This is a genomic window from Mycobacterium sp. TH-M116, from assembly GCF_057473685.1.
Genome location: NZ_JBYCLC010000316.1, coordinates 1 through 24,810, shown reverse-complemented (window position 1 = coordinate 24,810; position 24,810 = coordinate 1). Strand labels below are relative to the sequence as shown.

At 69.0% G+C, this 24,810-nt stretch carries 21 protein-coding genes and 3 pseudogenes; 9 read left to right on the top strand and 15 right to left on the bottom strand.

Annotated elements, in window-relative coordinates; translation table 11 throughout:
- The 4 genes from AC2VOK_RS16435 to AC2VOK_RS16420 form a co-directional block, all read right to left on the bottom strand.
- Positions 1 to 1,577 (bottom strand): arylsulfatase (locus AC2VOK_RS16435; RefSeq protein WP_428901432.1); only part of this gene is annotated, 1,577 nt, incomplete at its 3' end.
- A gap of 125 nt (positions 1,578 to 1,702) precedes the next feature.
- Positions 1,703 to 2,971, bottom strand: coding sequence for an amidohydrolase family protein (locus AC2VOK_RS16430; RefSeq protein WP_428901431.1), 1,269 nt, complete (start codon positions 2,969 to 2,971; stop codon positions 1,703 to 1,705).
- Between the two features lie 104 nt (positions 2,972 to 3,075).
- Positions 3,076 to 3,852: a class II aldolase/adducin family protein gene (locus tag AC2VOK_RS16425; RefSeq protein ID WP_428901430.1), complete on the bottom strand. Its 777-nt coding sequence runs from the start codon at positions 3,850 to 3,852 to the stop codon at positions 3,076 to 3,078.
- Complete coding sequence (locus tag AC2VOK_RS16420) at positions 3,836 to 5,446, bottom strand: class I adenylate-forming enzyme family protein (protein ID WP_428901429.1); 1,611 nt, start codon at positions 5,444 to 5,446, stop codon at positions 3,836 to 3,838. The genes AC2VOK_RS16425 and AC2VOK_RS16420 overlap by 17 nt, the downstream gene beginning before the upstream one ends.
- 166 nt (positions 5,447 to 5,612) lie before the next feature.
- Here AC2VOK_RS16420 and AC2VOK_RS16415 point away from each other — a divergent pair, with 166 nt between their 5' ends.
- The gene (locus AC2VOK_RS16415; protein ID WP_428901428.1) at positions 5,613 to 6,488 is read left to right on the top strand and encodes a DMT family transporter; all 876 of its coding nucleotides are present in this window, start codon (positions 5,613 to 5,615) and stop codon (positions 6,486 to 6,488) included.
- Here the strand turns inward: AC2VOK_RS16415 and fadD1 are convergent.
- From fadD1 to AC2VOK_RS16375, 8 genes are read right to left on the bottom strand one after another with little or no spacing between them, the layout of a single operon-like run.
- Complete coding sequence (gene fadD1 / locus AC2VOK_RS16410; RefSeq protein WP_428901427.1) at positions 6,469 to 8,058, bottom strand: fatty-acid--CoA ligase FadD1; 1,590 nt, start codon at positions 8,056 to 8,058, stop codon at positions 6,469 to 6,471. The genes AC2VOK_RS16415 and fadD1 overlap by 20 nt on opposite strands.
- A gap of 4 nt (positions 8,059 to 8,062) precedes the next feature.
- A complete protein-coding gene (locus tag AC2VOK_RS16405; RefSeq protein WP_428901426.1) occupies positions 8,063 to 9,046 on the bottom strand; it encodes an alpha/beta hydrolase in 984 nt (327 codons plus the stop codon).
- Complete coding sequence (locus AC2VOK_RS16400; RefSeq protein ID WP_428901425.1) at positions 9,043 to 9,456, bottom strand: Zn-ribbon domain-containing OB-fold protein; 414 nt, start codon at positions 9,454 to 9,456, stop codon at positions 9,043 to 9,045. The genes AC2VOK_RS16405 and AC2VOK_RS16400 overlap by 4 nt, the downstream gene beginning before the upstream one ends.
- A gap of 53 nt (positions 9,457 to 9,509) precedes the next feature.
- Positions 9,510 to 10,712 (bottom strand): thiolase family protein, encoded by a 1,203-nt coding sequence (locus AC2VOK_RS16395; protein ID WP_428901424.1) that lies wholly within the window; start codon positions 10,710 to 10,712, stop codon positions 9,510 to 9,512.
- Positions 10,709 to 11,104: a hotdog family protein gene (locus AC2VOK_RS16390; protein WP_428901434.1), complete on the bottom strand. Its 396-nt coding sequence runs from the start codon at positions 11,102 to 11,104 to the stop codon at positions 10,709 to 10,711. The genes AC2VOK_RS16395 and AC2VOK_RS16390 overlap by 4 nt, the downstream gene beginning before the upstream one ends.
- Positions 11,105 to 11,159: 55 nt before the next feature.
- The gene (locus AC2VOK_RS16385; RefSeq protein ID WP_428901423.1) at positions 11,160 to 11,660 is read right to left on the bottom strand and encodes a MaoC family dehydratase; all 501 of its coding nucleotides are present in this window, start codon (positions 11,658 to 11,660) and stop codon (positions 11,160 to 11,162) included.
- Positions 11,653 to 12,783: an acyl-CoA dehydrogenase family protein gene (locus AC2VOK_RS16380; protein WP_428901422.1), complete on the bottom strand. Its 1,131-nt coding sequence runs from the start codon at positions 12,781 to 12,783 to the stop codon at positions 11,653 to 11,655. The genes AC2VOK_RS16385 and AC2VOK_RS16380 overlap by 8 nt, the downstream gene beginning before the upstream one ends.
- A 3-nt stretch (positions 12,784 to 12,786) precedes the next feature.
- Positions 12,787 to 13,977 carry an acyl-CoA dehydrogenase family protein gene (locus AC2VOK_RS16375; protein ID WP_428901421.1) on the bottom strand — a complete coding sequence of 397 codons (1,191 nt, stop codon included), beginning with the start codon at positions 13,975 to 13,977 and terminating at the stop codon, positions 12,787 to 12,789.
- A 339-nt stretch (positions 13,978 to 14,316) separates the two neighbouring features.
- Here AC2VOK_RS16375 and AC2VOK_RS16370 point away from each other — a divergent pair, with 339 nt between their 5' ends.
- The gene (locus AC2VOK_RS16370; protein WP_421528357.1) at positions 14,317 to 14,481 is read left to right on the top strand and encodes a hypothetical protein; all 165 of its coding nucleotides are present in this window, start codon (positions 14,317 to 14,319) and stop codon (positions 14,479 to 14,481) included.
- A gap of 55 nt (positions 14,482 to 14,536) precedes the next feature.
- Here AC2VOK_RS16370 and AC2VOK_RS16365 read toward each other — a convergent pair whose 3' ends face one another.
- Together AC2VOK_RS16365 and AC2VOK_RS16360 are read right to left on the bottom strand one after the other, a co-directional pair.
- Positions 14,537 to 17,206: an FHA domain-containing protein gene (locus tag AC2VOK_RS16365; RefSeq protein ID WP_428901420.1), complete on the bottom strand. Its 2,670-nt coding sequence runs from the start codon at positions 17,204 to 17,206 to the stop codon at positions 14,537 to 14,539.
- Positions 17,207 to 17,434: 228 nt separating this feature from the next.
- A pseudogene (locus AC2VOK_RS16360) lies at positions 17,435 to 18,070 on the bottom strand (alpha/beta hydrolase fold domain-containing protein); the annotation flags it as partial.
- A 400-nt stretch (positions 18,071 to 18,470) separates the two neighbouring features.
- Between AC2VOK_RS16360 and AC2VOK_RS16355 the strand changes: the two are divergent.
- Positions 18,471 to 18,650, top strand: coding sequence for a hypothetical protein (locus tag AC2VOK_RS16355; protein ID WP_428901419.1), 180 nt, complete (start codon positions 18,471 to 18,473; stop codon positions 18,648 to 18,650).
- Between the two features lie 146 nt (positions 18,651 to 18,796).
- Positions 18,797 to 19,678 (top strand): alpha/beta fold hydrolase, encoded by an 882-nt coding sequence (locus tag AC2VOK_RS16350; RefSeq protein WP_428901433.1) that lies wholly within the window; start codon positions 18,797 to 18,799, stop codon positions 19,676 to 19,678.
- Positions 19,679 to 19,877: 199 nt separating this feature from the next.
- Here AC2VOK_RS16350 and AC2VOK_RS16345 read toward each other — a convergent pair.
- Positions 19,878 to 20,279: pseudogene (locus tag AC2VOK_RS16345) on the bottom strand (SDR family NAD(P)-dependent oxidoreductase); the annotation flags it as partial.
- 116 nt (positions 20,280 to 20,395) lie between these two features.
- Here AC2VOK_RS16345 and AC2VOK_RS16340 point away from each other — a divergent pair.
- The 5 genes and pseudogenes from AC2VOK_RS16340 to AC2VOK_RS16320 all read left to right on the top strand — a co-directional run.
- The gene (locus tag AC2VOK_RS16340) at positions 20,396 to 22,021 is read left to right on the top strand and encodes a flavin-containing monooxygenase (protein WP_428901418.1); all 1,626 of its coding nucleotides are present in this window, start codon (positions 20,396 to 20,398) and stop codon (positions 22,019 to 22,021) included.
- Between the two features lie 26 nt (positions 22,022 to 22,047).
- Positions 22,048 to 22,131: pseudogene (locus tag AC2VOK_RS16335) on the top strand (SDR family mycofactocin-dependent oxidoreductase); the annotation flags it as partial.
- A gap of 148 nt (positions 22,132 to 22,279) precedes the next feature.
- Positions 22,280 to 23,464, top strand: a complete 1,185-nt coding sequence (locus tag AC2VOK_RS16330; protein ID WP_428901417.1) for an acyl-CoA dehydrogenase family protein — start codon at positions 22,280 to 22,282, stop codon at positions 23,462 to 23,464.
- A 13-nt stretch (positions 23,465 to 23,477) separates the two neighbouring features.
- The gene (bphC, locus tag AC2VOK_RS16325; RefSeq protein ID WP_428901416.1) at positions 23,478 to 24,386 is read left to right on the top strand and encodes a biphenyl-2,3-diol 1,2-dioxygenase; all 909 of its coding nucleotides are present in this window, start codon (positions 23,478 to 23,480) and stop codon (positions 24,384 to 24,386) included.
- A partial coding sequence (locus tag AC2VOK_RS16320) for an FAD-dependent oxidoreductase (protein WP_428901415.1) occupies positions 24,383 to 24,810 on the top strand: 428 nt, incomplete at its 3' end. The genes bphC and AC2VOK_RS16320, both read left to right, overlap by 4 nt.

The following is a 24,810-nucleotide window of genomic DNA, read 5'->3' as shown; positions in this document are numbered from 1 at the left end:
GAAACGGGCTCGAGCAGCACGCCGTTCTCCTCGACGTAGCGGTCCCACAAAGCCAGGAGTTCGGCGAGCTTGTCGGGATGCGCGGCGGCCTGGTCGTCAGTCTCGCCGGGGTCGCGCGGCAGGTCGTAGAGCTGCCAGGCGCCGGGGCCGTGGGGCTCGGGCAGGTACAGCGCCTTCCAGTCGCCCTGCCGGATGGCGCGCCGGCCGAACAACTCCCAGCCCGTGCCCGTGTCCGCGTCGTGGACGGCCTCGGCGGCACCGGACAGGTACGGCACCAGCGAGCGGCCGCGCATCGGTGCCACTTCTCGCCCGCGGTAGGCGGTGCCGGGGTGTTCGGCGCCGGCCAGTTCCAGCACCGTGGGGGCGATGTCCATGACGGTCGCGAAGGCCGTGCCGATCTCGCGTTGCCGCGCAAAGCCCGGCCAGGTGACGAAACCCGTCACCCGGATGCCGCCTTCGGCGGTGAACGCCTTGTGCAGGCGCGACGGCGCGGTCGCGGCCTGGGCCCAGCGTGGGCCGTACCAGATGAACGAGGTGGGGCTGCCGAGGTTGTCGAGGCTGTTGTCGAAGTTCTTCTCGATCTGCGCCACGATCTGGGGGCCGCGCAGCGGCCACGCCTCCAGGGCGGCGCCCTCTGCGCCGTTGTCGGACAGGAAGATCACAATCGTGTCGTCGAGCTCACCGGTCTGAGAAAGGTAGTCGATCACCCGGCCGACGTTGTGGTCCATCCGGTCCACCATCGCGGCGTAGACCTCCATGCTGCGGGCCGAGCGCGCCCGCTCCTCGTCGGTCATGTCGGCCCACTCCGGGGCCCCGTCGGCCACGACCGGATGCGGTACCACGTCTTCCGGACACAGGCCGAGCCGCTTGAGCGCCGCCAGGCGCGCCTCGCGCAGCGCGTCCGGCCCCTCGTCGTAGCGGCCGCGGTAGGACGCGATCGAGTCGTCCGGCGCCTGTAGCGGCCAGTGCGGCGCCTGGAACGGCAGATAGGCGAAGAACGGCCGCTCATCGCCGGGCGCCCGTTCGGCCAGATACCGCACCAGTGTGTCGGCGTAGAAGTCCGACGAGTAGAAGTCGTCGCCGACCGTGACGAACCGGTCGTCTTCGGTGTACAGCGTCGGCATCGGCACCTGACCGGCGGCGGCGCCGCCGTAGTGGCTGGCGCCGCCCGGCAGCAGGGCGAACGAGCGCTCGAAGCCGCGCGCCCAGGGCGATGTCTCGATCGTGTTGCCCAGGTGCCACTTTCCCGCCATCAGCGTCAGGTAGCCGGCGTCGCGCAGCAATTCGGGTAGCGCCACGACCCGGTCGTTCAGGTAGCCCTCGTAGCCGGGCGCGCCGGTGAATCCCGGGGCGGCGACCTCGAGCATCGTGCCGATCCCGGCGACGTGGTGGTCGGTCCCGGTCAACAGCATCGCGCGGGTGGGTGAGCAGGTCGGGGCGGAGTGGAAATCGGTGAACCGGATCCCGGCGTAGGCCAGTTTGTCCAGGTTGGGCGTGGCGATTTCGGCGCCGAACGCGCCGATGTCGGAAAACCCCAGGTCGTCTGCAACGATTACGAGAAAATTGGGTCGCTTCACGCTGAAGGATACTGTCAGGTGCGGGCCGTGGGTGTCACCGGAGGGCAGTCGGCGCATTGTCGGCGGGGTTCATGGCGATCCCGCGAACCGGCATCGACCTGGGCCGTCCACAGCACGTCAGCACGTCAGAACGCCTCGGGATCGCGCTGCACGTCGACCGGCACCGGATGCTGGTACAACCGGGACGCGTTCTCCCAGGTGAACTTGCGAATCACGTCCTGCGGCAGATCCCCGATCTGTTCGTGGACGGTCTGCTGGGTGTGCGGCCAGGTCGAGTCGCAGTGCGGGTAGTCGGCCTCCAGCATGATGTTGCCCACCCCGATGCGGTCCCGCTGCGCGAACGACGACTTGTCCTCGACCGCGCAGAACCAGAAGTTGCGTGTGAAAACCTCTGCTGGAGTGAGGCTTTCACCGAGCGCCTGCCAGGTGCCGTACATCGAGTGGTAGCTGAGCATATGGTCGAGGCGGTCGAGCAGCCCGGCGACCCAGCCGATTCCGCCCTCCGAGAGGCAGATCTTGAGGTCGGGGAACCTGCTGGGCAGCCCGGAATACAGCCAATCGACCCCCGCCGAGATCGCATAAGCGAAGAACAGCACGCCGGCCACGTCCGGGGGCGCGTCCTCGGTGGTCGACGGCGAGGAGCCCGACGACCCGATGTGCAGGTTGACCACGGTGCCCGTCTCGGCGCACGCCGCCATCATCGGATCCCAATGCCCCGAGTGAATGCTCGGCAAACCCAGCATCGCCGGGTTCTCGCTGAAAGTGACGGCGTGGAAGCCGCGCTCGGCGTTCTCGTAGATCATCGTCGCGCCGACCGCGGGGTCCAGCAGCCACGGCAGCTGGCAGGGGATGATGCGGTCGGGGTAGGACCCCGCCCAGACCTCGAGGTGCCAGTCGTTCCAGGCGCGCACGGCAGCCATCGCCAGCTCGCGGTCCGGGGTCACCTGTTGCAGCCGCTGCCCGGCGAAGCCGGGCAGGAAGGAGGGAAAGTTGAGCGAGGCGTAGATGCCGTTGAGGTCCATGTCCTTGACGCGCTCGTTGATATCCCAAGCACCCCTGCGCATTTCGTCGAAACGGACGGGTTCGAAGCCGTATTCGGCCACCGGCCGCCCGACCACGGCGTTGAACCCGACGTTGGGCAGCTGCCGGCCGTCATAGACCCAGGTCTGCCCGCCCTGCTCGGTGTCGACGACTTTCGGTGCGCGGTCGGCGAACTGGCGCGGCACCCGCCCGGCGAACGTGTCGGGAGGTTCGACGATGTGGTCGTCGACCGAGATCACCGTGTAGCGGCGCGGCGCCCGGGGCGGGTCGGGCAGCAGGGTGACCGACCGGGTGTCCCCCGTCTTGGCGGTCGTGAAGTTGAGGTCCGCGGCCAACTCTTCGATGGATTTCACGTGTCAGTATCCCATCGAGTGCGAAATGACGGCTTCGAGTGTGAAGTGGCGGTGCGGTCGCCCGGCGTGTCGCCGCCCTGGATTCACACAGGATGACCGGGGAGTCACCGGAGCACCTCCGGATCAGCCTTGATGGTCAACCGCGCCGCCCCGGCCCAGTACACGTCAGCCGCCCGCTCGACGAGCGAGCGTTGCATGCCCGCCATGTCCGACCAGTTCATCGAGACGGGCTCGCGGCCGGTCAGCATGACGTCGTAGGCCAGCTTGCACACCCGTTCGATCGAGGCCGCGCGGTAGACGGCCTCGGGCAGGTTGCGACCGGTGGCGATGACGCCATGGTTGGCCAGGATCGTCAGGTTGGCGCCCCCGATGCGCGCCGCGAGGTCTGCGGCGCGCGCGGGGCTGTCGATCTCGCCGTCGTAGGTGTCCACGAGGCACAGGTCGTCGAGGAACAGCGATCCGGTCTGATGCACCAACTCGGGCAGCCTGCCCAGCGCGGCGAGCACGCACACGGAGTAGGGATGGTTGTGGATGACCACCCGCGCGTCCTCGCGGGCCCGGTGCAGTTCGGTGTGGATGTGGATGGCCGGGGTGACGTCCCAGCGACCGCGGAGCACCCGCGCGTCACCGTCCACGGCGCAGATGTCGGAGGCGGTGAGTTCGGCCCACCACAGGCCCCACGGGTTGACCAACATGTCGGTTTGCCCGTCGAGTTGCCAGGTGATGTGTCCGGCCATGTTCTCGGCGAAACCGATGGAGGCCAGGTGCCGGAACGCCACAGCCAGCGCCTGCTCGTCGGACAGCTCGACCCCGATCGGGGGCACCACCGACGGCGACCACACCTCCAGGCCGCCCCGCCTGGCCTCAGCACTCTGCGTCATCGGCCTCCATTCTGGCGCGGATATCGTCGCGGAGGAGGCCTTTGGCTATTTTGCCTCCCGACGAACGGGGCAGCTCGTCGACCACAATGAGCCGCTCGGGCAGCAGTTCCTTGGACACTCCTTGCGCCACAAGGTATTCGGACAACTCGGGCAGGTCGATGCCCGGCGAACCGGCGAGCTCGGCGTAGAGGCAGACCTTCTCGCCGAACACCGGATCGGGCATCGCCACCGCTGCGGCCACCGCGATCGCGGGATGGCCGGTGACCGCGTCCTCGACCTGCGCCGCGCTGATGTTCTTACCGCCGCGCAGGACGAAATCCGAGGTGCGACCCGTGACGCTCAGATAGCCGTCCGCGTCGATTTCGCAGATGTCGCCCATCCGCATCCACCCGTCGCGCGTGAACAGCTTGTCGTGGTCGGTGCCGCCGAGGTAGCCCAGGCTGGTCGCCGGACCCCGGCAGGCGGGCTGGCCCCGCCCGGTGCCGGTGACGTCGCGGTCCCCGTCGAAGAGCCGGACCGCCATCTCCGGGACGATCCGCCCACCGGTGCGCAGCCGGCGCTGCCGCGGATCGTCGAGGGTGGTGGCGCTGAGCAGCCCGGTTTCGTTGGAGCCGTAGAACTGCAGGATCGTCGCACCGGTCAGGTGCTCGAACTCGGCGGCGGGCCGATACGGCAGCGCCTCGCCGCCGGTGAACACCACGCGCAACGAGCTCAGGTCGTAGCCACGGATGGCGGGATCCGCCATCAGCATGGTCAATTGTGTGCTGACACAACACAACACGGTGACCTTGTGCCGCTCGATCGCTTCGCATGTCGCCGCGGTGGTGAACCGCTCGAGGATGACGGCGGTGGCACCGAGGTAGATCGGGGTGGTGTGGCTGGTCCAGATCCCGAATCCGAACGGCATGGGGATGACCGGCAGGAACACGTCGTCGGGCCGCAGGCGTCCGTTGGCGACGGCCTTCTGGTGAAAGTAGTGCCAGCGGTTCTGGGTGTGCACCACGCACTTGGGCAGCCCGGTGGTCCCGGAGGTGGAGTTGATCAAAAAGACGTCGTCGGGGCCGAGCCGGGCATCGCTGCGCGGGGCCGCGGGCGCCGCGTCGGTATCGAGGTGCAGGCCCTCCAGGGTGAGCACCGACAGCCCGGTCTCGGCGCCGACGCCGGCCACCGCGGCGCTGCGCGCGCAGTCGCTGACCACGAGGTGTGGCCGGGCGCCACGCAGGATCGCGGCGAACTCGCGGGTGCCGGCGCGGGCGCCGATGCCGACGACGACGGCGCCGCAGCGTTCGATGGCGACGAACAACACGTGGATGGCGGCCGAGTCCCCGTGCCACACCGCCACCCGGTCACCGCGCTCGACGCCGGCGGCGGCCAGCTGACCGGCCAGAGCGTCTGCCGCCGAATCGAATTCGGCCCACGTCAGCGCGTCGCCGGGATGGTCGATGTAGGCGGGACGATCGGGCGATCCCTCGGCGTTGCGGCGGACCGATTCAGACAACGTTGCGTCCGACCACCAGCCCTCAGCGCGGAACCGTGCCGGGTCCTGCGCGTCGAATGCCGGCGAACCCCTGATCTCCAACCCAGCGGCGCTCATCGCCACATGATAGGAAAACCGCGGCCGGATAGTCGACGGAGTCGTCAGGGACGGGACGGGGCGGCGTGCGCGCAGGACCACCCGGGCGGCACGCCTGGCGGGCAGGATGGCGGTCGCGTCCCCGCCGGCCACGGGCCGATACCCGCGGTGCGCCTAATGTCAGGGTGTGCTGATCGGCTTCCTACTCGCCCTCGCGTGCTCGGTCTGCTACGGCACCGCCTCCGTGTTGCAGGCGGCAGCGACGCGATCAGTCGAAGCGGGCAGCGGTTCGGGTGTCGACACGGTCCTGCTGGTGCGCGCCGCCCGGCAGTGGCGCTATCTCGCCGGCGTGGTCCTCGACCTGCTCGGCTTTGCGCTGCAAGTGGCCGCGCTGCGGATGGTGCCGATCTTCGTCGTCGCCGCGGCGTTGGCCGCGTCGATCGCCGTCACGGGGGTCGTGGCCGCGTGGGTGCTGTCGGCACGGTTGTCGCCGGCCGAATGGACGGCGGTCGGCCTGGTGTGCGTCAGCCTGGTCGTGCTCGCGCTCGGCGCCGGGCCGGGGCATGTCTGGCGTGCCCCCGCCGGGCTGGGCTGGGCGCTGTTGGGCTTGGTGGCCGCGATATTCGTGGCCGGCGCGGCCGCGGGCCGGCTGCCGGACCGACCGCGCGCGCTGGCGCTGGGACTGTGCGCCGGAAGCGGTTTCGGCGTCATCGAGGTCGGCGTGCGACTCATCGACGTGGTCGATCCCACCGCGCGCTCGTTCTACACCAATCCCGCCCTCTACGCGGCGGCCGCCGGCGGCGCCGTGGGATTTCTGCTGCTCACCTCAGCACTGCATCGCGGATCCGTCACCACCGCGGTCGCGGGGATGGTGGTCGGTGAGACGGTCGCGCCCGCGTTGGTCGGCGTGGTGTGGCTCGGTGACCGTGCGCGCGACGGCCTCGGCTGGCTGGTGGTGCTGGGATTCGTCATCGCGGTGTCGGGGACGCTCGCGCTGGCCCGGTTCGGGGAAGCTCCGCAACCGGCCGACGCCGGCGATGCCGTCAGCCGGGCGGGGCGCTGACCGCCGAATAGGCGATGCCGCGCGCGGGCCGCGTCCACAGCACGCCGCCCTGCGCGTCGGCGCCGGCGGCGACGAGGTCACGCTTGAGGATTTTGTTGGTGGCCGTCACCGGCAGGGCGGCGTCGATGCGCACGTAGCGTGGCCACGCCTTCGGCGACAGATCGGGCTGGGCGACCAGGAACTTCGCGAAAACGTCCGGCTCCAAATGGCTTCCGGCGCGCAGGACCAGGGCGGCCATGACCTGGTCGCCGACCCGCTCGTCGGGCACGGCGTAGACGGCGACTTGGCTGACCTCGGGAATGCGCCCCAGGATCCGCTCGATGGGCGCCGCGGCCAGGTTCTCGCCGTCGACCCGCATCCAGTCGGTGGTGCGGCCCGCCAGGTAGATCCAGCCGTCGGCGTCGCAGTAGGCCAGATCGCCCGACCAGTACATGCCGTGCCGCAGTCGCTCGGCCGTCGCAGCGGGATCGTTGTAGTAACCGGTGAACGGGCCCGCGCCCGCCGTGTTGACGAGTTCGCCGACCGCGTCGTCGAAATTGGTCAGGGCGCCGTTCTCGTCGAACTCGGCGACGGCACACTCCTCACACGTCGCCGGGTTGTAGATGCCGACCCCCGGATAGGGCTTGCCGATCGAGCCGCGCGGGGCGCCGTCCTCGCGCACGACGATCACCGCGAACTCGCTGGAACCGAAGCTGTCGATCACCCGGCAGCCGAAACGCCGTGCGAACTCGTCGATGTCGCGGTCGGTCGCCTCGTTGCCGAACGCCACCCGCAGGGTGTTGTCGGCGTCGTCGGGGCGTTCCGGGGTGGACAGGATCAGGGCCAGCGGCTTGCCCACGTAGTTCATGTAGGTCACGCCATAGCGGCGCACGTCGTCCAGGAAGCGCGACGGCGAGAACCGGGCCGGGACCATCGTGGCGCCGCAGCCGACACCGACCGCCCACCCGGCGGCGACTCCGTTGGAGTGGAACAGCGGCATCGACAAGTAGCAGACGTCGGCGGCGGTGACGTCGTACTGGAAGATCAGGCTCGCCCCGCACATGATCGCCATCCCGTGCGCGAACCGCACGGCCTTGGGATTTCCGCTGGTGCCCGAGGTGAAGATCATCATCAGCGTGTCGGCGCCGGTGACCTCGCGGTGGGCCACCAGGGGTGGCGCGGCCGCGACCGCCCCGGCGTAGCGGGATCCGCTCACGGCCAGCACCTGCACGCCGGACAGGTCGAGGCCCTCCAGCAGCGGCAGATTCTCGTCGTCGACGAGCAGCATCTGGCAGTCGGAGCGCCGGATGTCGGCCAGCAGGCCGGCGCCGCGCCGGGTGGTGTTGACACCGCACAGGACGTAGCCGCCCAGCGCGGCGGCGGCCATCGCGCGTAGCATCTCCGGCGAGTTGGCCAGCAGGGCGCCGACGTGCAACGGACGGGTGGGGTCGGCGAGCGCGATCAGCGCGGCCGCCTCGGCCTCGGCCTCGGCGAGGTGTTCCCGCCAGGTCCAGGTCCGGTCGCCGTGCGCTACGGCGGGGGTGTCGTCGTGCCGGCGTTGCCGTAGCAGTTGTTGGACCGTCTCCGGCACGGTCTCAGCTCCCGGACGTGGGGTCGAGCAGCGTGCGCAGGTCGGCGTAGACCAGGTCGCGCGCCAGCACCGACGCGGCCAGCGACGGGATCGTCATGAACCCGTGGAACATATCGGGGAAATCGCGGTGCACGACCGGCACGCCCGCGTCGTGCAGCCGGCGGGCGTAGTCGCAGCCCTCGCTGTGCAGCGGGTCCTCCCCGGCGGTGAGGACCACCGCGGGCGGCAGACCGGCGTGCGACGCCGCGCGCGCCGGGGCCACGAGGTAGGGCGGGTCGACGATCGCGTCACCGCCGAGGTAGTGACGCCAGTACCACTGCATCGCGGCGCGGGTGTTGAAGGGACCCTGGGCGTAGCGGTGATAACTCTCGGTGTCGAACGACGGGTCGATGACGGGGTAGAGCAACACCTGGGCGGCCGGCAGGGCGCCCCCCCGCTCGCGGCACAGGATGGCGACGACCGCCGCCAGGTTCCCGCCGGCGCTGTCACCGGCGACGGCGATGCGCGCCGCGTCGATGCCCAGCTCCGCCGCGTGATCCGCAGTCCAGCAGAAGGCGGCGAAGGCGTCGAGCGCGGCGGCCGGCGCGGGATGTTCGGGGGCGAGCCGGTAGTCGACCGACACGACGACGGCCTCGCTGCCGCGCGCCAGGGCGCGGCAGAAGCCGTCGTGGGAGTCGATGCCGCAGAAGACGAATCCCCCGCCGTGACAGAACACGATCGCGGGCCGGTCGGCGCGCGGCTCGCCGTGCGGGTGGTAGACCCGCACGGGGATCTCCCCGGCCGGCCCCGGCACCGAGTGGTCGACGGCGCTGTGCACGTCACCCGCGTTGTTGACGGGCATGCGGCGTCTGGCCACCGCCTCCCGCGCCGCCGCACCCGTCATGGTCTCGACGCGCGGGAACCCGGCGTCCAATTCGCGCAACATGTCCCGCAGGTAGTCGTCGACCTGGGTCCGGTGGACGTGGGTGCGCATCGTCGGCCCGCTCATGCCGGCCGGTACTTCAGCAGGGTGATCCCGGCTTCGGGGAGATCACAGAACACCGGCATCACTCGCATTCCTATCCGGACGTCGCTCGCGTCGACGTCGACCAATTCGGTACTGATCTTCGGCCCGGCGTCCCACTCGACCACCGCGAGCAACTGGGGCAGCGCGTCGGCCCAGGGCGGCCCGGTGGGCCTGCGGGCGACGGTGAACGTGTACAGCATTCCGGCGCCGTCGATTTCACGCCATTCCAGGTCGTCGGCCAGCGTCCCGGGGGCCAGGGTGCGCGGATAGAACACGTAGCGCCCCGCCGACGGCGAGTACTGGACCAGGATGCGGTGCTCGGCCAGTCCGTCCCAGAACGGCCGGGAGACCGGCGTGGGTTCGGGGATGGGACGGGGTTCGGTCGGGTTCACTGCGCCGCTCCTGCTCATCGCTTCGCTCTGCGTCGTCACCGGCGTGGTCATCCTTAGTCCCCTTCCAGCAGCAGTGCGACCTGTTCACTCATGATGCCGCCGTTGCCGGTGACGAACGCGGTCTGGCAGTCGGGAACCTGCGCGTCGGCGGCCCGGCCCATGACCTGGCGCGCCCCGTCGACGACGTGGTGCATGCCGCCCGCCATGCCGGCCTGCCCGTAGGAGAGCTGGCCGCCGGCGGTGTTGAGCGCGAAATCACCGCGGTAGGTCAGGTCATGTTCGGTGACCCATTGCATGCCTTCGCCTTTCGCGCAGAATCCGGCGTCCTCGAGACTCATCAGCACCGTGATCGTGTAGCAGTCGTAGATCGAGGCCATGTCGACGTCGGAGCGGCTCAACCCGGCCATCGTGAACGCCGTGTCGGCAGCGCGGGCGATCGGCGTGCACAGCAGGTCCGCGGCGTAGGTCGGGGTCTTGAACGCGATGTGCTCGCCGAAGCCGGTGATCCACACCGGCCGGTGCCGGCTTCGGCGCGCGATGTCGGCGTTGGCAATCAGCACACCCGCCCCCCCGTGCACCCGCATCACCGTCTCCAGCATGTGGATCGGGTCGGCGATCATCGGGCTGGCGAGCACGTCGTCCACGGTGATCGGGGTGCCATGGAACACCGCGCCCGGATGCGCGCACGCGTTGGCGCGCTGGTCCACCGCGATCTTGGCGAGCGCGGCCGGCTCGTAGCCGAACTCGGCCGCATACCGCTGGGCGATCTGCGCGTACGGCGCGTTCTGGCCCACGTTGCCGTAGGGGATCTCGAACTCGGCCTGCGGCGAGCCGTAGTTGTTCGACGACGCCCCATACCAATTCGGGGCGGCGGCCGCCCTGGTGTCGGACTGGGGTAGCGACGCCGATCCGGGTACGACGGCCAGCACCGCATCGCAGACACCGAGTTCCACGGCGGCCGCGGCCCGCCACACCATCCCCGCCGAGGAGGCTCCGCCCAGGTCGACCCGTTCGCCGAAATCTATTGGAAAGCCGAGATATTCGCACAGCGTGGCCGGCGCGAACATCGCCGATTCGGCCACCCCGTGGGTGATCAGGCCGTTGATGGCGGCCGGGTCGATGCCGGCGTCCTCGACGACCATCTTCGCCAACGCCGCGTACTGGTCGAGGGTGAACAGGGGCGGCGCGGTCAGCCGTCGTTGGGCAGGCAGTTCGGCGATGCCGACGATGGCGGCTTCGCCCCGCAGCCCTGTCATGACGGCGTTCCGCGCCGGGGCAACCGCACAGTCGCCGTCCCGGGCATCAGCACGGTGTCGTCGCGGCGGCCGGCGATGTCGAGGTCCACCAGGCCGGCGCTCCGGTCGATGAGGCGCGTGGCGGTGACCACCCCGCCGAAGCGCAGGGACTCGCCGGGATAAGCGACGGCCCGGTTCTGCACCGAGAAGAACACCAGGCGGCCGCCGCCGCCGATCCAGTCGCCGATCGCGCGTGCCAGCAGCGCCGCCTGCAGTGGTCCCTGGACGAGCACGTCGTCGTAGCCTTCGTCGTGAGCCCAGTCTTTGTCGTAGTGGATGCGGTGGCCGTTGTAGGTGGCGGCGCTGAAGAAGAACAGCTGGGTTTCGTCGACGCTGACGGTCAGCGCGGGCATGCGCTGCCCGACGGCGACGTCTTCGAAGAAGACCTGTTGGTCGGTCACGGCACTCCTAAGGCCGGGCGATCATCGAGGTCGATGCGTCGGCGACCAGATCACCGTGCTGATTGCGGTAGATCGTCCGCCAAGTCACCAAGACGAATCTGCCAGAACGCCCCTGCTTTTCGGTGATCGAGTCGATGGTGCGCACCATCTCGATTCGGTCACGGTGATAGGACGGCAGGTGAAAGGTGAAGCTCTCCCCTCCCGCCATCCGCTTGGGGGCGCGGGGAAACGCCAGGCTGCCCGACACCGCGCCGGAGGATCCGTCGGGCCGCAACGTCTCGAGGTGCGTCACGCCCAGCACGGAATACTGCAGGAACAGCGGCGGGCAGATGACGTCGCGAAACCCGTTGGCCCTGGCGTAGTCCGGGTCGAACCACAGCGCGTTGCGGTCACCCACCGCCGCCGCCCACCGCTGCCAGTCGCGCCGGTTCACCTCGCCCGTCGCCGAGGCGGCGACGGTGCCCACCCGGGACGCCGACTCGGCGTCGATCAGCGTGTCCTCACTCATCTGTCAAGGTCTCCTCCAGTTCCAGGGCCTCCTCCAGCCATGCCGCGGCGACGTCCGGCCCGCCGCCCAGCGTCGAACCCAGCCGCGCCCGTTCGCTCCACAGATGCAGGTCCGTCTCGGTCACGTAACCCATCCCGCCGTGCAGCTGGTGAGCGTCCAGGGTGATCAGCCGGGCTGCGCGGGCCGCCTTCATGCGGGCGATGGCCGTCTCCCTGCTCGCCGTGTGGCCGCGCGCGATCCAGAAGACCGCCGAATGCGCGGCCAGGCGCGCTGCGGCCAGGGCGATGTGCATGTCGGCGACCAGGTGCTGGGCGGCCTGGAACGACGCGATCGCCCGGCCGAATTGATGACGCAGCGTGGTGTAGTCCACGGTCCGGTCCACCACCGCCTGGCCGATGCCCACCAGGTCCAGCGATCCCAATGCCACCGCGGTGTTGGCGAGCCGGCGCAGCGCGGGCTCGCCCACGCCGTCGCCGAGCAGCGCGTCGGGCGGCACCGCCACGTCTTCGAAGCGCACGGTGAAAGCCCGGTGCCCGCCGGCCATGTCGAGGGGCTCGACGGCGAGTCCGTCGGCCCGGGTGTCGACGACGAACGCCAGCGTGCGCCCGGCCTCGGCGGCCGACACCACGACGAGGTCGGCAACGTCGGCGTCGGCGACGTAGTCCACGGTTCCGCTGAGCCGCCAGTGCGCCCGGTCCGGGACGGCTTGCAGGGCAGGCGATACGGCGGCCGCATCGCGGGCGTTCCACAACGCGGTGGTGCCGCGGATGCCGCCGTTGGCCAGCGGCGGCAGCCACGCCGCTTTCAGCACGGGCGGACCCAGCTGGTCGATCGCCAGCACCGCCTGCACGGTGCTGTGCACCATCGTCGGACACAGGGCGCGGCCCGTCTCGGTGTAGAAGACGGCGAGATCGTCGAGCGAGCCCCCGGAGCCGCCGTACTCCTCGGCGATGGCAAGCCCGAAGATCCCGGCACCGGCCAGCGCCTTCCACAGGGCCGGGGCGCTGCGGTCGGCGCCGGGTTCGCCCAGGGCGCGCACCAGGCTCACCGGGCATTCCGCCGCCAGCAGCGCCCGCGACGCCGAGGCGAACTCGCGCTGTTCGTCGGTGGGGAGCAGTCTCATCGCTCAGCGTCCGTACGAGGGCATGCCGTGGCCGCGCTGGGCGATGATGTCACGGAGCACCTCGTTGGTGCCGCCGCCGAAGCGCATCAGCGGCGCGGCCCGGTAGAGTCGTTCGAATTTCCCGGCCAGCGGGGCCGGTGGGCTGCGATGTGCCAGCAGGCCGTCCGGGCCGAGCAGATCGAGCGCCAGATCCGCGATGCGCTGGCGCAGCTCGCTGGTGAAGATCTTCTCGACGCTGACCTCCACCGAAGGAATGACGCCGCCGTCGAGCATCGAGGCGGCCTCGTAGCCCATCAGGGTGGCCACCTCCACGTCGGCTGCGGCCTGCGCCAGTCGGCGGCGCAGCACCGGGCAGTCGGCGGGCACGGTGCCGTCGCGGCGGGGGCTGCGCGCGAGTTCCCGCAACTCCTCCACGGCACGGCGCAGGTCCCCGGCGTTGGTCAGTGCGCCCCGCTCGAGGTCGAGGGCTCCGGTGATGTAGGTCCAGCCGCGGTTGACCTCGCCCACCAGGTTGGTGAGCGGGACCCGCACGTCGCGGAAGTGAACCTCGTTGGTCCGGTAGCCCGACCAGGCGTAGAGAGGGCGGATCTGCACGCCGGGGCTGTCGATCGGGACGATGATGACGGAGATGCCGCGATGCCGGACTGCGCCGGGATCGGTGCGCACGCACAGCCACTCGTGGGTGGCGCGCTGGGCACCGCTGTTCCAGATTTTCGACCCGTTGATCACCCACTCCCGGCCGTTGCGTGTCGCGCGGGTCCGCAGGCCGGCCAGGTCGGTGCCGGCGTCGGGTTCGGAATAGCCGACGGCGCAGACCATCTCGCCTCTGGCGATGGGCGGCAGCCATTCGGCCTTGTTCTGCTCGGTGCCGTGCCGCATGATCATCGGCGCCACCGACGTGACGGTCAGGTCCGGACCCGGCACGCCCCAGTATTCGAATTCGCTCATCAGCAGGTGCTGATACACCGCGCCGAGGCCCCGTTCGCCTCCAAGCCCGCCGTACTTGCGCGGCCAGCTCAGTCCGAACCAGCCCTGCTCGCCGATCTGGCGGCGGAAACGCGCGAGCTCACCGTTGGGGAACTCGAGATCGTGCTGGGCTAGTTCGGCGCGTAGCGCGGGGGTGACGTTGACGCGCAGGAATTCGCGGACCTCGGCCAGCCAGGCACGCTGGCCGGCGTCGAGTTCGAAATCCATTCCGGCCCCTTTGCCGCTGCGGTCTAGCGCGAACCCTAACAGTTTGCTTAGCCGCGCTCAGCAACGCCGGCGTCGGAGGCGGCGCTGCGCGGTGCGCGGGTCGGCGGGTGATAGGACGGCCGCGGCTCCGTTTGCATGAACGGCAGCCATTTTGCATGAACGGCAGCAATGAAGTGCACCTCAAACGGCATGCGGGTGTCAAACTGTTAACGCCCTGTCAAACTCCGGTAAAACCGCGCCTCGACCCTCGCGGGCTCACGGCTGGCCTGCAAGGATCATGGGATCGACTGGTCCGGAATCAGGCGTACCGCTCGATCCGAAGAGCACGGGGAGAAACACATGCCCACTGTTGAGACACGCCTTCGCCAGGAACTGCGTACCTACGCCGTCGAGTTGCGCCAGCTGGCGTACACCCTGCCCCACGGGGTCGGCGAGCACGATCTGCTGCAACTATCCGACCGGATGCGCGAGGCCGCGGAACAGGTGACCCGCAAAGGTGCCTGACATTTGGCGACATACCGCGTGAGACGTCGCGATCGTCGCCATCGCCGGCGGGTTCTCAGCCACCCTTGAGGCGAATCTTCCACCGCACGAAGGTCAGGTAGACCATGCTGATCACCAGCAGCATGGCTATGTCGGACCACCATGCGCCGGGGCTGTGACGCCAATGCGAATCCTTCGGGGTCACCGGACCCGGCTCCAGCTTGAGCAGGTCCGCGGTGGACGCTGACGCCGCAAAACCCCACCTTGCCGGCGTTGCCCAGGACATCTGGTCGAGCCCGATACGGTCGGTGACCGGAATCATGCCGCCCGAGAACACCAGCTGCGACATCACCGCCACGACCAGCAGCGGCATGATCTGTTCGTTCGACTTGGCGACGCCGGACAGCGCCAACCCGAGCATGGCCGAGGCGATGCACGTCAACGCGACGTCCACGAACAGCTCGAAGCCGGGGTGGCCCAACGCGACGGCCCCCTGGGTCGGGCCGCCCTTGCCGATCAGCACGATGACCGTCACGATCGCCGACTGGATCACCGCGAACACCGTGTAGACGCAGACCTTGGCAAGCAGATAGGCAGAAGTGGACAGGCCGACCGCTTGTTCCCGCAGGAAAATCGGCCGCTCGCCGATCAGATCGCGGATCGTCAGTGCGGTTCCCATGAACACCGCCCCGACGTTGAGCAGCACCAGGATCTGCCCGGGCTCATCGGGGGCGGCGCCCATCGGGTTGGGGACGCCGAAGCCGACACTGCCCGGCACCGACATCGACAGCGCACCCATGATGAAGGGCAGCACCGCCAGGAAAGCGAAGTAGCCGCGGTCGGAGATGATCAACCGCATCTGCCGCCTGGCGATGGTGGAGAACTGTTGGACCAGGCTTGTGTGGGACGGATCGCCCAGTTCGGCGGGTTTTTCCGCCGGCGGTGGCGGTGGCGGCGGACCCGTCCGCGCCAGATAGCGGGCGCGGGCCCCGTCGGGGTCGTTGGACACAGCGCTGAAGATGTCAGCCCAGTTCGTCGTCCCCATCGCGGGACCGATCTGGGTGGGCGGCCCGGAGAACGCGGTCTTGCCGCCGGGGGCCAGCAGCAGCACCTGATCGCAGACGTCGAGGTAGGTCAGCGAGTGGGTGACCACGAGGACCACGCGGCCCGCGTCGGCCAACTGCCGCAACATCGTCATGACCTGGCGGTCCAGGGCCGGGTCCAGACCCGAGGTCGGCTCGTCGAGGATCAGCAGCGACGGGCCGGTGAGCAGTTCCAGCGCCACTGACGCGCGCTTGCGCTGGCCACCCGAGAGCTTGTCGACGCGGGTCTGCAGGTGCTGGGTCATCTCGAGTTCCTCGAGCACCCGGGCCACCACCTGGGCCCGGTCCGCTGTGGTGGTGTCCGGCGGCAACCGGAGTTCGGCGGCATACATCAGTGCCTGGTGCACCGTCAGCTGACCGTGCACGACGTCGTCCTGCGGGACCATGCCGATCCTGCTGCGCAGCGAGGCGTATTCGGCATGGACGTTGTGGCCCTCGAACGTCACCGTGCCGGTGGTCGGGTGCGTGTAGCCGGCGACCAACCTGGCGAACGTGGACTTGCCCGCGCCCGAGGGTCCGATCACGGCCGTCAGCGTTCCTGGGTGCGCCCCCATCGAGATGTTGTCCAGCAACGTCTTGTTGTTCTCGATGGTCCACGTCACGCCACGCACGTCGAGGCCGCCGGTGGGTGTCGCGGTCGCGGTCCTGTCGTTGCGCACCAGCGCACCGCCGGCGAAGACGAGATCGATGTTGCCGATCGTGACCACGTCGCCGTCGTGCAGCAGTGCCGAGTCGACCCTGGCTCCGTTGACGAAGGTGCCGTTGATGCTGCGGTTGTCGTGGATCTCGGTGCCGCGGTCGGTCGGGACCAGAGTGGCGTGGTGACGGGACGCCAGCACCTCCGGGATGACAATGTCGTTGTCGTTGGCCCGGCCGATCTTGATCGCCCCCGGGACCGACTCCGGGGCCGATCTGCCCGCGCGCAGTATCCGCATCATCGACGTCGCGATGTTGGTGGGGTCTGCACCGATGCGGCCGGTCTCGACCGCTCTGGGCCCGTCTGACGCTGTCGCGGGCACCGGCATCGGTGGCGGCCGGTAAATCTGCGGCCCCTGATGCGGCCCGCTGGTCGGGCCCACGTGGTGCGCGCTGCCCGGATGGCGGGATGGCGGTTTCGCCGGCTGGCCCGGCAGTGGCCCACTCGGGTGGCTTTGCTGCGGGCCACTGGGTGGTTGCGCAAGGTGCCGGAACGAAGCCGACGGTGGTTGATACGGCCGGCCGGCCCGGTGCGCGACGGGCTGCGCCTGGTACTGGGTGGGGGCCCCGTCGGCGGCGCCGCGCGGATCGACGATCGGCATCGAGGTCGTCGGCGGAGGCCGCCCCGCCGAGGCGCCGCGACGGCCGACCTCGAACGTCATCGCGGGACCGTCCGGATTGCCGATGTTGACCCGCAGGCCGTCCTGGATGTCGACGCCCGGGACCCGGCGGTTGTTGACGTACAGGCCGTTGAGACTTCCGTTGTCGACGACGATCCAGCGGTCCTGGTCGAACCTCACGATCAGGTGGTTCCGCGAGACCAGCGGGTGCCCGACGCGGACGTCCGCACGCAGGTCGCGCCCGATCACGACATCGCTTCCAGCTGCGAAGGTTCGCTCGGAGCCCTCATAGCACACGGTCAGCACGGGCGGGGCTGGTCGACTCATCCTCTTCACTGTATCGGCAGCACGACCGATCGGAGCCAGACGCTACGGTCGTCCATCGGACCGGATCCCAAGGGTGACACCCCGTCGTCCCTGCACGACAGCGGCAACGAAATCCCCGACGATGTGCGGGAGACGAGCGCTGCTGACCGGCGGGAGCAGCGGAGATCGCCCCTGGCCGGATTTCACGTCTTGTTGCTCTGCGGCACAATATTTTTCGCAGCGCACAGGCTATCCCACGCCGGTGATCGCCGGCACGTTGCGCGTCCACGGCGTGCCTGCGCGCTCGTCGGGCAGCTCGTTGCGTTCGGCGGTGACCTCTTTGCCGAAATCGCCGATGTGGCGAATAGCGCTGCGCCCTTCGGGCAAAATATCGGCCGCCAACGGGAAATCGTGGATCTGTCCGTCCCAAAGATGCAGTTCGCAGCGGATTCCCGCGGCTTCCAGGCGTTGTGCCATCAGCTCAGCGTCGGGCAGCAGCAGTTCGTCCGAGCTTGCGTGGATGGTCACCGGGGGCAAGGTGGACAGGTCGGCATCTACCGGCGAGACGACGGGGCCCGCGGAGCCGTCCGTGCCGGGAAGTTGCACTTCCCCGAGATATCGGGCGAATATCGACAACGCGGCGCGCGTGAACATAGAGCACCGGCGGGCATTGGGGTGCATCAATTTTTCCGCCGGGTCCGCATCCGCGAGCGGTGAGATCGTCGCGATGCCCGCCGGCTTGTCGACACGGGCGCGGATGGCGGAGAGCGCGGTCATGAACGCCAGGTATCCCCCGGCCGAGTCGCCGGCCACGACGATTTGCCCGCCCTGATAACCGCTTTCCCGCAGCCAGCGAAGCCCGTCGAGGCCGTCCTCGATGGCATCGTCGGCGACGCTGATTCCGCCCCGCGGGTCGAACAGCTGATCGCAGCGGCAACGCAGGTTCGGCATGCATGATTCGCACACCGGTTCGCTGTGAGTAGTGCTGGCTGACGCCGGGCAAACGTTGGACACCGATCCAGGTCGCAGACGTCTGCCGGAAACCGCGATGCAACGCGGCGTCTCCACTGCGGCGCTCACGGCGCCGCGAAGCTGACAACCTGCTGATTTTCCGCCGGGAATTGGGTTCGAGTCGGGCCGCTGGGCTGTACACGCGCTGGGCTCCGGGCTTACCGTCGGTTGAGATGAGACACCGCGCGAAGACGAAAACCAGAGGGCGCCTAAGTAATCGCCCAACCTTCGGGAAGGAGCCTGGGTCGATGCGCCAGCCACCGCCCACCCGCTCATGACCAACGACCGACAACTGGACCTCGACTATCTTCGCTGCGAGCTACTCGCCCGGGTGGACGAGCATCCGTTCCATGAGTGGTCCCCCGACCTGCTGCGCGCGGTGATCGCGATTTTCGACCTGAACGGCGTCACCCCGGCGACCACGAGCCACTTCCGGCCCTACCTCGTCCGATGACGGCCGTGTAGCGCGGACCTCGTCGATCTGCGGCGGCTCCCAACTGGTCCATGGCCCGGATGGCGCCCGGCTCAGCGCTGGGCGCTCGTCGCCGGATGACCGGCATGCGGAACGGCGCTGTCCATTCGGCGCGCAGCCATGGCAGGGTGACAGGCGTGGCCAACACTTCTGAACCGATCGCCGTCGAAGACGACCTGCGCGAAGTCGAAACCCCCAAGGGCACCCTGCGGTACTACGACTGCGGCCCCGGCTCCCGCCCGGTGCTGCTGTTTCTGCACGGCTCCGGCCCCGGGGTCACCGGCTGGCGCAACTTCCGGGGACTGCTGCCCGGCTTCGCCGAGCACTACCGCTGCCTGATCCTCGAGTTCCCCGGCTTCGGCGTCAGCCCGGACGTCGGGGGCCATCCGATGGTGACCGCGCACGGCGCCGTCGTGCCGTTCCTGGACGCGCTCGGCGTCGAGAGGGTCCACGTCATCGGCAACTCGATGGGCGGCGGGGTCGGCATCAACTTCGCGATCCGCAACCCGGACCGCATCGGCCGGCTGGTGACGATCGGCGGGATCGGCACGAACATCTTCAGCGCCAGTCCCAGCGAGGGCATCCGGCTGCTGCAGGAGTTCACCGAGGACCCCACGCGGCAACGGCTGGTGGACTGGCTCAAATCGATGGTCTACGACCAGTCGCTGATCACCGACGAGCTGATCGAGGAACGCTGGCAGCTGGCCACCGACCCCGAGACGCTGGCCGCCGCGCGCCGCATGTACGGCAAGGCGGCGTTCGCCGCGATGACCGCGGCGATGGAGGCCTCCGACCGGCCGATGCCGTGGGCGACCATGCACAAGCTGGCCGCCCCGACGCTGCTGACATGGGGCCGCGACGACAGGGTGAGCCCACCCGACATGGCACTCATCCCGATGCGCACCATCCCCAACGCCGAACTGCACATCTTCCCCAAGTCCGGGCACTGGGCGATGATCGAGGCCAAGGAGGCGTTCGAGAGCACCGTGCTGGCGTTCCTGTCGCGGTAGCGCCGGACCCGGCCCGGCCGGCTGGGCGGGGAATCTCACTCCGTGAGCAGTGCACTCGACGCCTGGCTTTTCGGAAGCGTCTACCCCGATTTCGCGGCACGCCCGCGCGGTGCGCCGCAACGATCCCGGCTTGCGGGCGATCAGGACCACATTGAATCCGTCGGCCGCCAACTGTTTGGCGAACTCGGAACCTGTACTTGTTCATGATCCGCGCCGCCTCGGCGAATTCGGCGCGGGTGGGTGGCCGATCCGAGTCAGGGCGGAATGCACCGCGGACCGCGTCGTTTTGGATCAGCGGCGTGTCGACATTGGTGGGATGCCCACAATTAACCTGGATATTATGCGGCGCAAGCCCTTTAGCGAGGATCTGCATCAGCCCGACCACCCCGTGCTTGGCGGTGGCGTAGTGGGCCACACCAACCAGACCGCGCAGTCCGGCGATGGAATTCGTCACGATCATGGCGCCCGCGCCACGCGCAATCAGGTGCTGCGCGCCGGCGCAGCACGTATGCCATACGCCCGTGAGAATGACATCCAGCATGGCGCGCCAGGCATCCTCGCCAATATCGAGCGTCGCAGCGCGCGAAGTGATTCCGGCGGTGTGCTGTCCGGAACCACCACGGTGTCGATCGGTCCACCCGGGAGACTGGCCATCCTGCAGTCCGGTCACCGGGACGCCGCGCCTGCCTGCGGCCGGCAGGATCTACCGTTGACCGTGTGAATAGTGGCGGTGATCGGCCGGTGGCTGCGGCCATAGACGTGGTGGTGGTCGGGGCCGGTTTTGCCGGTCTGTATGCGCTGCACAGGCTACGGTCCGACGGGTTGACCGTCCGGGTGTTCGAGGCAGGCCCCGATGTCGGCGGCACGTGGTACTTCAACCGGTACCCCGGTGCCCGGTGCGACGTCGAGAGCGTGGACTACTGCTATTCGTTTTCCCATGAATTGCAGCAGGAATGGGACTGGTCGGAAAAGTACGCCACCCAGGCCGAGATCCTGGCCTACATGAACTGGGTCGTCGGCCGCTTGGATCTGCGCCGGGACATCACCCTGAACACCAGGGTCACGTCCGCGGTGCTCGACGAGCAGAGGCTGCGTTGGGCGGTGACCACTGACACGGGTGAGTGTGTCACCGCCCGCTTCTGCCTGATGGCCACAGGTCCGCTGTCCGCGGCGATGACCCCGCAATTCCCCGGTCTGGACACCTTCGCCGGGGAGGTGCACCACACCGCCGCGTGGCCGCACGAGCCGGTGGACTTCACCGGCAGACGGGTCGCGGTCATCGGCACCGGTTCCTCTGGTATCCAGTCGATCCCGATCATCGCCGCAGATGCGTCACAGCTGTATGTCTTCCAGCGGACCCCGAATTACAGTGTTCCCGCGGGCAACCGCCCGCTCACCGACTCCGATCGCGCCGAGGTGAAGGCAAATTACGCGCAGCGGCGGCGAGCGTCGTGGCGCAGCTCGGGCGGCTCGCCCCATGTCGCGCACCCCAAGCTGACGATGGAGGCCACACCTGAGGAACGACGCGCGGCGTTCGAGAAGCGCTGGGATCTGGGCGGTGTGCTGTTCTCCAAGACCTTCTCAGACCAGATGACCGACCTGGCCGCCAATGACGAAGCCCGCAAGTTCTACGAGGAGAAGGTCCGGGCCATTATCGACGACCCGGCGGTGGCCGAACTGCTGATCCCCAACGACCACCCGATCGGCACCAAGCGCATCTGCACCGACACCGACTACTTTCAGACGTTCAACCGTCCGAACGTGAAACTGGTCAGCGTTCGCCAAACCCCGATCGTCTCCGTCGACGCTGCCGGGATCAACACCAGCGACGCCCACTACGACCTGGACATGATCGTGCTCGCCACCGGTTTCGACGCGATGACCGGCGCACTGGCCAAGATCGAGATCGTGGGTAGGGGCGGCAGGCGGCTGCGTGACTACTGGAGCGACGGGCCGCGCACCTATCTCGGCCTGGGCATCGACGGGTTCCCCAATATGTTCGCGGTGTGTGGTCCGGGTGCTCCCGCGGTGCTGGCCAACATGGTGCTGCACGCCGAGGCGCACGTGAACTGGATCGCCGCGTGCATCGCCTATCTTGACGCTCACGGCTACGTGGCGATCGAGGCGACCCCGGACGCCGTCGACGACTGGGGCGTCGAGTGCGCCCGCCGGGCCGAGGCCACCCTGTTCACCAGGGCCGACTCCTGGTATCTGGGCGCCAACGTCCCCGGCAAGCCGCGGGTGTTCATGCTTTTCATCGGCGGGTTCGGGGTGTATCTGGAAATCTGCGACCAGGTCGCCGGGGCCGGTTACACAGGGTTCTCGCTGATCAAGGCATCGTGATCCCGGGTCTGCGTGGTCGCGTGGTCATGGTGACCCGGGCCGCGCGAGGCACCGGCCGCTGCCACTGTGAGCGGTTCGCCGAGGAGGGCGCCGACGGCGTCGAACTCGACGTGTTCGGGCCGCAGCTGCCGTTGTGTCGGCGAGAAATTCGCACATCGATTTCGACCCGATTTCGCCCGCTGATCGGGATCATCAGAGAGTCGGCGCATGGACTGCGGTAAACCATTCAGTAAGCCCACACACGTAAGGACGAGGAAAATGAGCGAACGGGTACTTGACCGGGTCGTGGCGATGGCCGACCAGTTACGCGACCAGGCCGTGGAATCCGAGCGGATCGGCCGGCTCACCGATGACTCGGTGAAGCTGATGAAGGCAGCCGGCCTGATCCGGTTACTGCAGCCCAAGAGCTACCAGGGCTTCGAGGTCCACCCCCGCGAGTTCGCCGAGACGACGATGGCCACCGCGGCACTCGATCCGGCCGCCGGCTGGATCGTCGGCGTGGTGGGCGTGCACCCCTACCAGTTGGCGTACGCCGACCCGAGAGTCGCGGCCGAGATCTGGGCCGACGACGTCGACACGTGGATGGCCTCCCCGTACGCGCCGCAGGGCGTCGCCAAGCCTGTCGATGGGGGTTATCTCTTCAACGGCCGCTGGCAGTTCAGTTCGGGCACCGACCACTGCGACTGGATCATCCTGGGCGCCATGCTCGGCGACGCCAACGGCGTCCCGACCATGCCGCCGCAGATGTTGCACATGATCCTGCCCCGCAGGGACTACCAGATCGTCGAAGACTCCTGGAATGTGGTGGGGCTGCGCGGAACGGGCTCCAAAGACGTCATCGTCTCCGACGCTTTCGTGCCGTCGTACCGGACCATGGACGCCACCAAGGTGATGGACGGCACCGCCCAGCGCGAGGCCGGGATGACCGAGCCGCTGTATCTGATGCCGTGGTCGACGATGTTCCCGCTGGGGATCTCCGCGGCGACCATCGGGATCGCCGAGGGCGCACTGGCCGCACACCTGGACTATCAGCGCGAACGTGTCGGCGCCACCGGAACCGCGATCAAGGACGACCCCTACGTCATGTACGCCATCGGCGAGGCCGCAGCCGACATCAACGCCGCCCGCCAGGAACTGCTCGCCAACGCCGACCGCATCTACGACATGGTCGCCGCAGGCAAGGAGGTGTCGTTCGCCGACCGGGCGGCGGGTCGGCGCACCCAGGTGCGCGCGGTGTGGCGCGCGGTGTCGGCGGTCGACGAGATCTTCGCCCGATCGGGTGGCAACGCGTCGCGGATGGACAAGCCGCTGCAGCGCTACTGGCGCGACGTGCATGTCGGGCAGATGCACGCCATCCATGTCCCCGGCACCATCTACCACGCGTCGGCCCTGAGTTCGCTGGGTGTCGAGCCGCCCCCGGGCCCGCTGCGGGCGCTGATCTGAGAGGCCTGCCGCTGTGTCCGACTTGAAAAGCCTTGGCTACGTTACTATTTCAACTGACGACATCGACCGGTGGCGGCAGTTCGCCTTCGGCGTCCTGGGCTTCGCCGAGGGGAAGGGGCCCGACCCCGCAGCGCTGTATCTGCGGATGGACGAGCGCGCGGCCCGGCTGATCGTGCTGCCCGGGGAGACCGAACGAATCCGGACCGTGGGCTGGGAGGTGCGCGACCACCCCGGCCTGAAGCGGGTCATGGCCGCCCTCGACGGCGCCGGGGTGGCGTTCAAGCACCTCACCGACGACGAGGCCGAGGCCCGTCGCGTCGAGGAGGCGATCACCTTCGAGGACCCCGCCGGCATCACGTGCGAGGTCTTCCACGGCGCTGTGCTCGACCACAGCCCGGTGATCACCCCGTTCGGCGCGAAGTTCGTCACCGGCGACCAGGGCATGGGCCACGTCGTGCTGCCCGCCACTGACCCGGGCGGCCTGTTCGACTTCTACACCGAGGTACTGGGGTTCCGGTCCCGCGGCGCGTTCCGGGTTCCGCTGCCCAAGGAGTTCGGCCCGGTGCGGGTGCGCTTCCTCGGCATCAACGAGCGACACCACAGCCTGGCGATCGTGCCGGCCGCGCACCAGCGCGACCCGCGCCTGGTGCACATCATGGTCGAGGTCGACACCCTCGACGCGGTGGGTCAGGCGCTGGACCGCGTCAACGCCGAAGGATTCCAGCTCTCCTCCACGCTCGGCCGGCACACCAACGACAAAATGGTGTCGTTCTATGTGCGCGCCCCCGGCGACTGGGACATCGAGTTCGGCACCGACGGCATGCGGGTCGACGAAAACTACTACACGGCTGAGGAAATCACCGCCGACAGCTACTGGGGCCACCAGTGGATCGGCGAGATGCCCGCGGCGATGCGGTTATGACGCCCGATACCGACGTCATCCCGGTCCCGGCGGCGTCGATCACCTCCTGGGACGACGAGGCCGACGTCGTGATCGCCGGATACGGCATCGCCGGGGCCGCCGCGGCGGTCGAAGCGGCCCGCGCCGGCGCCGACGTCCTGGTGCTCGAACGCACCGGCTCCTGGGGCGGCGCGGCGGCCATGGCCGGCGGCTTCATCTACCTCGGTGGCGGCACGCCGCTGCAAAGGGCCTGTGGCTTCGACGATTCCGTCGACAACATGGCAGCCTTCCTCGACGTCGCGATGGGCCCGGGTGCTGACGCGGAGCGCATCGCCGACTACTGCGCCGGCAGCGTCGCCCACTTCGACTGGCTCGTCGACTGCGGTGTGCCGTTCAAGGCGGAGTTCTTCTCCGAACCCGGCTGGGAACCGATGGGCGATCAGGG

What these genes read in the sequence shown, in the direction of transcription:
- AC2VOK_RS16425 (WP_428901430.1), bottom strand. Translation starts at nt 3,852, where the DNA reads ATGACGCAGAGTGCTGAGGCCAGGCGGGGCGGCCTGGAGGTGTGGTCG.
- AC2VOK_RS16420 (WP_428901429.1), bottom strand. Translation starts at nt 5,446, where the DNA reads ATGAGCGCCGCTGGGTTGGAGATCAGGGGTTCGCCGGCATTCGACGCG.
- AC2VOK_RS16405 (WP_428901426.1), bottom strand. Translation starts at nt 9,046, where the DNA reads ATGAGCGGGCCGACGATGCGCACCCACGTCCACCGGACCCAGGTCGAC.
- AC2VOK_RS16395 (WP_428901424.1), bottom strand. Translation starts at nt 10,712, where the DNA reads ATGACAGGGCTGCGGGGCGAAGCCGCCATCGTCGGCATCGCCGAACTG.
- AC2VOK_RS16390 (WP_428901434.1), bottom strand. Translation starts at nt 11,104, where the DNA reads ATGCCCGCGCTGACCGTCAGCGTCGACGAAACCCAGCTGTTCTTCTTC.
- AC2VOK_RS16385 (WP_428901423.1), bottom strand. Translation starts at nt 11,660, where the DNA reads ATGAGTGAGGACACGCTGATCGACGCCGAGTCGGCGTCCCGGGTGGGC.
- AC2VOK_RS16380 (WP_428901422.1), bottom strand. Translation starts at nt 12,783, where the DNA reads ATGAGACTGCTCCCCACCGACGAACAGCGCGAGTTCGCCTCGGCGTCG.
- AC2VOK_RS16375 (WP_428901421.1), bottom strand. Translation starts at nt 13,977, where the DNA reads ATGGATTTCGAACTCGACGCCGGCCAGCGTGCCTGGCTGGCCGAGGTC.
- AC2VOK_RS16370 (WP_421528357.1), top strand. Translation starts at nt 14,317, where the DNA reads ATGCCCACTGTTGAGACACGCCTTCGCCAGGAACTGCGTACCTACGCC.
- AC2VOK_RS16365 (WP_428901420.1), bottom strand. Translation starts at nt 17,206, where the DNA reads ATGAGTCGACCAGCCCCGCCCGTGCTGACCGTGTGCTATGAGGGCTCC.
- AC2VOK_RS16355 (WP_428901419.1), top strand. Translation starts at nt 18,471, where the DNA reads ATGACCAACGACCGACAACTGGACCTCGACTATCTTCGCTGCGAGCTA.
- AC2VOK_RS16330 (WP_428901417.1), top strand. Translation starts at nt 22,280, where the DNA reads ATGAGCGAACGGGTACTTGACCGGGTCGTGGCGATGGCCGACCAGTTA.